At 56.2% G+C, this 7,556-nt stretch carries 7 protein-coding genes and 1 pseudogene; 5 read left to right on the forward strand and 3 right to left on the reverse strand.

The window, feature by feature from the left end:
* The 3 genes from ACMTNU_RS19830 to ACMTNU_RS19840 form a co-directional block, all read right to left on the reverse strand.
* Positions 1-854 (reverse strand): efflux RND transporter permease subunit (locus ACMTNU_RS19830; RefSeq protein WP_413937025.1); only part of this gene is annotated, 854 nt, incomplete at its 3' end.
* A gap of 106 nt (positions 855-960) precedes the next feature.
* On the reverse strand, positions 961-2,079 hold the full coding sequence (locus ACMTNU_RS19835) for an efflux RND transporter periplasmic adaptor subunit (RefSeq protein WP_413937026.1): 1,119 nt from the start codon (positions 2,077-2,079) through the stop codon (positions 961-963).
* Positions 2,080-2,483: 404 nt separating this feature from the next.
* On the reverse strand, positions 2,484-2,873 hold the full coding sequence (locus tag ACMTNU_RS19840; protein WP_413937027.1) for a hypothetical protein: 390 nt from the start codon (positions 2,871-2,873) through the stop codon (positions 2,484-2,486).
* Positions 2,874-3,004: 131 nt separating this feature from the next.
* Here ACMTNU_RS19840 and ACMTNU_RS19845 point away from each other — a divergent pair, with 131 nt between their 5' ends.
* The 5 genes and pseudogenes from ACMTNU_RS19845 to ACMTNU_RS19865 form a co-directional block, all read left to right on the forward strand.
* Positions 3,005-3,907, forward strand: a complete 903-nt coding sequence (locus ACMTNU_RS19845; protein WP_413937028.1) for a DMT family transporter — start codon at positions 3,005-3,007, stop codon at positions 3,905-3,907.
* A gap of 151 nt (positions 3,908-4,058) precedes the next feature.
* Positions 4,059-5,516 carry a PAS domain S-box protein gene (locus tag ACMTNU_RS19850; RefSeq protein ID WP_413937029.1) on the forward strand — a complete coding sequence of 486 codons (1,458 nt, stop codon included), beginning with the start codon at positions 4,059-4,061 and terminating at the stop codon, positions 5,514-5,516.
* The gene (locus ACMTNU_RS19855) at positions 5,513-6,166 is read left to right on the forward strand and encodes a response regulator (RefSeq protein WP_413937030.1); all 654 of its coding nucleotides are present in this window, start codon (positions 5,513-5,515) and stop codon (positions 6,164-6,166) included. The genes ACMTNU_RS19850 and ACMTNU_RS19855 overlap by 4 nt, the downstream gene beginning before the upstream one ends.
* A 316-nt stretch (positions 6,167-6,482) precedes the next feature.
* Positions 6,483-6,866: an STAS domain-containing protein gene (locus tag ACMTNU_RS19860; protein WP_413937031.1), complete on the forward strand. Its 384-nt coding sequence runs from the start codon at positions 6,483-6,485 to the stop codon at positions 6,864-6,866.
* Positions 6,867-7,372: 506 nt separating this feature from the next.
* Positions 7,373-7,556 (forward strand): annotated as a pseudogene (locus ACMTNU_RS19865) (hypothetical protein); the annotation flags it as partial.

Below are 7,556 nucleotides of genomic sequence, written 5' to 3' on the forward strand. Positions count from 1 at the left end.
GTTTCGTCGTATTTGGCGATGATGTTCGCTTCTTCCGCTTCACGCTCGACTCGCGCCACATCCCTCAGTCGAACGATGGCGCCGTCTCGATCGGCGATGATCAGTTCCTCAAATTCCGTCGTTGAGCGCAGATCGGTATTGGCGAGTAAATTAATCTGGACCTGATTGCCTTTCGTACGGCCCACGGCGGCAAGGTAATTATTTCGTCGAAGGGCACCTTGGACATCGCCGGGGGAGAGATTGAATGAGGCCAGACGATCGGGGTCGATCCAAATCCGCATAGCGATCTGCCGTTCACCTTCGAATGTTACCCGTTGGACCCCGGGTAATGTGGCCAGTTGTGGTTGCAATGTGCGAAGGAGCCAATCGGTGACGGCTGGAACCGCGCGCTCTTGTGAGCTGAAGCTGAGATAAAAAGAGGCATAGGGACGATCTGCCCGCTGTATTTCAATCGAAGCCGGTTCAGCTTCCGGCGGCAGTTCCGCCCGCACCTGTTGCAATCGTGCTGTGACTTCAGCAAGGGCGGCGGTGCTGCTGTGGTTCAATTTCAAGTGAACGGTCACAGTGCTGACACCGGACCGACTGGTCGATTCGACATAATCGACACCACTGATTGCCGAGACCACTCGCTCGATCGGGGTACTGATAAATCCACGAACGGTTTCGGCACTGGCTCCGTAGTAGACGGTCGTGATCACCACCAGGGAGTTCTCGATCGTGGGATACTGCTGGACTGGGAGCGCGGTCAATGCCTTCCATCCCACGAGGAGGATCACCAGGTTGACGACGATGGCCAAGACCGGATGGACGATGAAGACGTCAGTGAAAGCTCTGGTGGTGAATGGCTGCTTCATGGTGTGGAAAGATCAAGACTCGCTGATTTAGCTCACATTATTCATGACGGTTCGTCGAAACAGCGGATCAGCGGATTGTAGTAGAAGTGTTCATAAATAATGTGAGTTAGGGCTGTGCGTGCGTCGCTGGATGCTGGGGTGTCGATGCAATCGTGACGAGCACACTGTCACGAAGCTTAAATGACCCGACCGCAGCGACCTGTTCTCCTACGGTGAGCCCTTCATGAATGACGATGTCGTCACCAAACATGGGTCCAGTCTCGACTTGGCGCGCACGGACTCTCGTCTGGCCGTCTTGGCCCTGCGCGAGGACAAACACCTGATCGCCTCCAGGTCCCTTGCGAATCGCACTCACGGGAATTGCGACGACCTTGCGCATGGCACCAATGGGAACCCGAACCCGCACGGATGACCCGGGAGCTGGGACCTGGCTGTTCCCCGCGATTCTGGCGCGGACCATGGCATTTCTGGTTGTGGGGTCTACACGAGCATCGACGGCAACGATTTTGGCCGTGACGGACGGGGCCGTCACGGACGACAAGATCTCAACGGCGTCGCCGGCCTGCAACCCTCCAGCCACCTGTTGCGGGACGGCAAAATCTACATTCACGGCTTCGCCCACTCCTTGGAGTGTGGTTAAGAGTGTTCCCTCGTCCAAGTATTGACCGGGATGGATATCCGCGATTCCCACCCTGGATTTGAATGGGGCACGGATGGTTTTTTTTGCGATGACGGCCTTGGTTCTGGCGATTTGGGCCTGGGCCACGTCCAAGTCGGCGCGTGCCCGATCCACTTCCTCTTGCGTGGTGGCAAGCTCCTGACTCAGATTCTGCCGGCGATGAAGAATCGTTTTCGCGAGTGCCACCTGAGCTTCCTGTGCGCGCAGGTCTGCTTCCTCGACCGAGACATCGAGGGCCACCAGTAAGGTTCCGGCTTCCACGATTTGCCCTGGGGTGAGGCGGACTTCGCGGACTGTGCCGGCTAACTCGTTCTTCAGCGAAATCGAGCGAAGCGCCAGGACGGTTCCGATCGACGTGGTGTGCGGTCGATGGTCGATCGTTCGTGCGACCGCGACCGTCACGGTCTCGCTCGGTTCCGGCTGATTGGCTGATGCGGCCTGTTCAGTTTGCAGTGATCCATATTTCCACGAGGCTAATCCGATCCCGAGGAAGATGACAAACAGAACAAGAACGATCGATCCAATCCAATTCTTAGGGGCCATCATATCGGTCACGATGCTATGGTACCACAATATCGGTCACGATGCTATGGTACCACAAGTGCGCTGTGGCACGTTTCTTCTCGGACTACTGGCGGGGAGAGCTTATGTGACAGCTTGCCCGGAGGTGGCGATCGGCTTTCGGTAGACTGCGAATAGCTGTGTCAACTTCACACAAGAGTGAATCGATGATCAACAGCATGGAGGAGACAGGAGGGGTTAGCCCGCACTATTCATGACTGTTCGTGGCGAAATTGCCCAACTGCCTCGTGAGACCGGCGCGCGGAGCCCGGAGGACCAGAGCCGTACTCGTGCAGTACGTCGAGGGTCTGAGGGGCGAGCCCGCCGGCCGCAGGCTTGTCGCAACAGCGGAGCGGTGATTGCAGCGGAAGAGTCATGAATCATGCGGGTTAGGACTTCACATCCGCCTCCCATGAGATGCTGGCTGGACACCATTGCCAGATGCCGAGAGTGATGATGCGAGTCAATCCAGCCGGGATACAAGCCGTACGGTTCACCTCGACCTTCCGGTTGATCAATTTCGTTGAATCCCCGCATCGTTTTAGATAGTCGTCAGCCTTGATGTCATGGAGGTTGACATGCGGGACGACAAAAGCGACCACCGGGACCGGCAGGACGGCGATGGAGGAGTCATCGACACCTTGAGACCCTGAGCAATGGGCCTCAGTTTTTGGATGTCTGACATCATCTCGGACAAGCGCCGTCGTACAGCCTGCGAGGAGAAGAGACGTGGTTGCAAGTACTGAGACCCACCCTTGTAGACCTGGTTTCCGAATCATGAACACCTCCCGGTTGATTGCTCCTGTCTCTTAGACGCAGGCTACGCACAAAGGTAAATACCGTCAAGTCGATGACGGGACGGGAGAATACTGCTTGACGGGGAGGTTGGAACGACGGTATCCCACTGACCATGGCTCAACCGTCCACAACAGTCGCCTATGGATCAGTCGTCCTTGCCGCGGCCATCTGGGGGGGCTCGATTGTCGCGCAGAAGATGGCGCTCACGTCGTTTTCCGCGGTTGAGGCCTCGGTCCTCCGCGATATCGGAGGGCTGGCGATTCTGCTTGTGACCTGGTGGTACCAAGAGGGTGGGGCCGTGAGGATGAGTGGTGCCGATGTTCGGCTGCTTGGCCTGCTGGGACTTGGTGTATTGGGCAACCACCTGTTCATCCTCATGGGCCTGAACTACGTCAGCGGCGCAGTTGGTGGTGTGATCATCGGATCGAGTCCGGTCGTGACGACAGTGCTCTCAGCCATGTTGATCAAGGATGTGCCGTTGCGCGCGGTCTGGGCCGGTGCGGTGCTGTCCTTCGCGGGGGTTGGTGTGGTCTCCGTGGCGGGTTTTCAGGCGGCCGGCGATCAGCCGTTGCTGGGCAGTACGCTTGTGTTTCTCGGAGTGGTCAGCTGGGCGCTCTATAGCATCGGGAGCCGCACGATTATGGAGCGCATATCGGCTTTGACGGTCAATTGGACGACCTTGATGGTGGCCACGGTTCTTCAAATCCCGCTGTTATGGACCGATCAAAAAATGATGAATGCCGGAATAGGATCGGTCACTACTTCCGATTGGCTGGCGCTTGGCTATCTTGTCGTCTTTGCAACGGCGGTGGCGCAACAGGCCTGGTTGTTCGGCGTGAAAGGTGTCGGTCCGTCACGGGCCTCGGTGCTGGGGAATCTGACCCCGGTAGCGGCGATTGGACTGTCTGCCCTGATCTTAGGGGAAGCTGTTGGTGTGATTGAAATTGTTGGAATCTGTCTCATCCTCGCCGGTGTCTGGGTCGTCAATCGCCAAACGGCCGAAGTCAGCAGCTAGGCCGTTCTCTTTCTGAATCCCTCCTCTCAGTCTCGATCTCGGTCCCGGTAGTGGAGTATCATACGGGCGTTAATGGGGAGGTAGGTGCTGCTTCGACAGACAGGCGTCTATGATTGATAGTCTGCAGTGTTCTTGACAGGGCTGGTATGTGATGAACGGTAATTATGCCCGTGCACTGATTCCGCTGATTCTGGCCGTGACGTTCCTGCTGGACGTATTCATGCCGTGGGGATATGCGATCTGGGTTGTCGGGGATGTCTTTAGTGCGATCTTGACCCTCTGGATTGAGTGGCCGATTGCCCCGTATCTTGTTGCGGCCATTGGAACCGTTCTCGCGTACCTCGGGCACACGCTATCACCTCCAGTCATCTCGGTGGATATTGCCGGTTTCAATCGTGTTGTGGGCATAGCTTTTCTGTGGATTGCGGCGTGGCTCGTGGCGCGAGCGAGGAAAGCGAAACTTGATGATGCCACCAGACGACTGGGGGCCATCATGGAGAGCAGCAGCGATGCCATTTTGAGTGTGACACCTGACGGATTTGTCACGACGTGGAATGGAGGCGCGGAGCGCATCTTTGGCTATACGGCCAACGAGATGATTGGCCGCTCGATCCTCACGATTATTCCTAGCCATCTTTCTCGTGACAGAGCCTGGGAGCTGGCCACCGCGCGGGGAACGCATGATATCCAAAACTATGATGCCGTACGGTTGAGCAAGGACGGCCGATATATTGATGTGTCGGTCACCTTATCGCCGCTCAAGGACGCGGTCGGTCAGTTTCTAGGGGTATCGCAAGTTATTCGCGATATCAGCGAGCGGAAACAGGGGGAGACACTCCTGAAACAGGCACATGAAGCGCTTGAAATGAAGGTGCTGGAGCGTACTGCCGAATTAAGCGCCGCCAACCATTCCCTGCGAATACTTTCCAGCCAACTGATGCAAGTGCAGGAAGAGGAGCGAAGCCGACTTGCACGCGACCTGCATGACGAGGTCGGACAGTTGCTGACGGCGCTGAAAATTGACTTGCAAGATATCCAGCATGGCGAGGTCAGGGATACCCGTTTCAGCCCGCTCACGGATAGCCTTGAGCTGGTGGACCAGTTGCTGACTCAAGTGCGCACGCTGGCGCTTGATCTGCGACCGTCGATTCTTGACGATCTGGGATTGGTTCCGGCACTTCGATGGTATGCCAACCGGCAGGCGGCGCGAAATGGCTGGATCCTCTCGCTCGCAGTTGAGGAGATGGACGGGAGAATTCCGATTCCCATGGAGGTCACCTGTTTCCGGGTCGCGCAGGAGGCGCTGACCAACATCGCGAAGTATTCACAGGCGAAGATGATCGATCTGACGCTGCGCCGGCGAGGTGAGGATGTGACTCTCGTCATCCAAGACGATGGTGTCGGATTCGATGTGATACTGGCACGAAGACGGGCACAGAGCGGAGAGAGCATCGGATTGCTTGGTATGGAAGAGCGTGCACGGCTGGCTGGCGGGAGCTTGGTGATTTCGTCGGTGCCGGGTGAAGGGACCAGGCTCGCATTGAGTTTCTCGCTTGCCGAACAAGAGCTGATCAAGCCGGACGTACCGACGGAGGTCATATTGCCATGAGCCATATCCGGCTTCTTATCGTGGAAGATCATGCCTTGGTGAGGGCCGGTATGAAGGCTCTTCTGCAAAAAGTCGAAGGCATTCAAGTTGTCGCGGATATGGGGGATGGGTTGGAAGCCGTCAAGTTTGTGCAAATGGAGGCTCCGGATCTCGTCCTGATGGATATTGCCATGCCGGGCTTGAACGGACTCGATGCAACGTCCCGGATTGTCAAGGAATCGTCGACCACGCGCGTGATCCTGTTGTCGATGTATGCCAACGAAGAATACCTCAGCCAAGCGTTGCAGGTCGGTGCGTCAGGGTACCTATTGAAAGGGGCTGAGTTGGCAGAATTGGAATTGGCGATCAAAACAGTGAGTCGTGGCGAAACCTATTTGACCCCCGCTGTTGCTAAGTACGCCGTGGAGGCCTATCGAAATAAGTCCGGAGCGCCGTCCAGTCCGTTGACCAGACTGAGCGGGCGCCAGCGCGAGATTTTACAATTGATCGCGGAAGGCCAAACCACGAAAGACATCGCGTACCGCCTGAACCTGAGCGTGAAAACCGTCGAAACACACAGAAGTCAATTGATGGAACGGCTTGAAATTCACGATGTGCCGGGGTTGGTCCGATTCGCGATGCGAGTTGGGCTGATCCAACCAGATTTTTAACCCGCTTCGGTCTCTCTCTCCGTATCGTTCGATGAGCTCCTATGTTCTCCCCGGGGGCTTTCTGCCTTCTTTTCAGGGTTTCCCCGATACGTCTCTCTTCTGAGCTTCTGGCATGTTGCATACTCAGGGTACCGTATCCGTTATCTCTGCACCAAGAAGGAAGAATTCTGACGCCATGGTGGGTGCCGTTGGGCAGGCTTCAAGAGGACAGGTGTTTCAAAGAAGAACAGGGAAAGAGGTTCCGTCGGGTTGTTGAGAGATTTGGATCACACGAGGACGGAGGTGCATTCATTCAAAGAGGAAAGGAGCGTAATCTATGGATCAAGGAACCAGACACACATTGACGGTCACCTCTCACGAGCAGGCTGGGGTCATCTTCGTCAAGATGCAGGGCAGCCTCTCCGCCACCACGGCCGAACAAGGATATCGGGAGATGAAAAAGATTGTGGACTCCGGTGCGAAAAAGGTCGTGATCAACCTGGCCGATGTTGACTATATCAGCAGCGGCGGGATCCGGGTCCTGATTCTGGCTTGCAAGCAGCTCAACAACGTGCAAGGAGAGATGAAAATCGCCGCTGCGAAGGGAATGGTCAAAGAGGCGCTCGATGCCAGCGGGTTCAATCTGCTGAACCGCGTCTATGGAGAGAGTATCCAGTTGTGCAACACGGAAGAAGAAGCCGTGGCCACCTTTAAGCGCTAGGCCATTTTCCCAGCAGATCTTGTGTATGTTCTGCGGTACGGCACTCCGAGTCGAGCCACCGCCCAACGTTCGTCGTAGTTGTGGAGAGAAGGTTCTTGTGCGCCGGCCACGTTATCGGACTCCCTGGCAGCCTCAATCTCATTATTGTGATGGAAACGAGGCATGTCCACTAGCTGATTCATTTGATTTCGGGGTTTTACTGATCCTCAGTAGTTTTCATCGGGGATCTTCCGACATTCTTTCAGGATTTCCCCGATAGATCGATGGCAATGGTTGTGAGATGTTGCGCACCACAACATGGCCAAGATGATTCGCGCAGTATCCAAGAAAGAACAGGTCTAAGGTAGCTATCACAACGGCTACCGACGCATGAAGAGGATGGATAAGAGTGTCAGTCGGGCAGTTGGAAAAGCCAGGAGGTCGATCGGTTCAGAGATCAGTATTAGCTTAAAACGGCATTGACCGGCAGTAGGCACCTCACCGCATGCGAGAAGGAGAGACGCACAATGGATAACAATCTGCCTCAGGAAGTCCCAGGCACCCCAGATAGCACAGCTCCCACAGCATCGACCGGCCCATCGCGGCGCGAATTTTTAGGGCAGACGGGGCGTGTCGCGGCCGGAGTGGGGGTGGCAGCGCTGTTAGGTAATCTGGGCCAGTACGCGCTGTCGTACGCGGCGGGGGGCCCGC

Source organism: Nitrospira sp. BLG_1 (assembly GCF_047338595.1).
Lineage (GTDB): Bacteria > Nitrospirota > Nitrospiria > Nitrospirales > Nitrospiraceae > Nitrospira_D.

What these genes read in the sequence shown, in the direction of transcription:
- ACMTNU_RS19840 (WP_413937027.1), bottom strand. Translation starts at nt 2,873, where the DNA reads ATGATTCGGAAACCAGGTCTACAAGGGTGGGTCTCAGTACTTGCAACC.
- ACMTNU_RS19860 (WP_413937031.1), top strand. Translation starts at nt 6,483, where the DNA reads ATGGATCAAGGAACCAGACACACATTGACGGTCACCTCTCACGAGCAG.
- ACMTNU_RS19850 (WP_413937029.1), top strand. Translation starts at nt 4,059, where the DNA reads ATGAACGGTAATTATGCCCGTGCACTGATTCCGCTGATTCTGGCCGTG.
- ACMTNU_RS19845 (WP_413937028.1), top strand. Translation starts at nt 3,005, where the DNA reads ATGGCTCAACCGTCCACAACAGTCGCCTATGGATCAGTCGTCCTTGCC.
- ACMTNU_RS19835 (WP_413937026.1), bottom strand. Translation starts at nt 2,079, where the DNA reads ATGATGGCCCCTAAGAATTGGATTGGATCGATCGTTCTTGTTCTGTTT.
- ACMTNU_RS19855 (WP_413937030.1), top strand. Translation starts at nt 5,513, where the DNA reads ATGAGCCATATCCGGCTTCTTATCGTGGAAGATCATGCCTTGGTGAGG.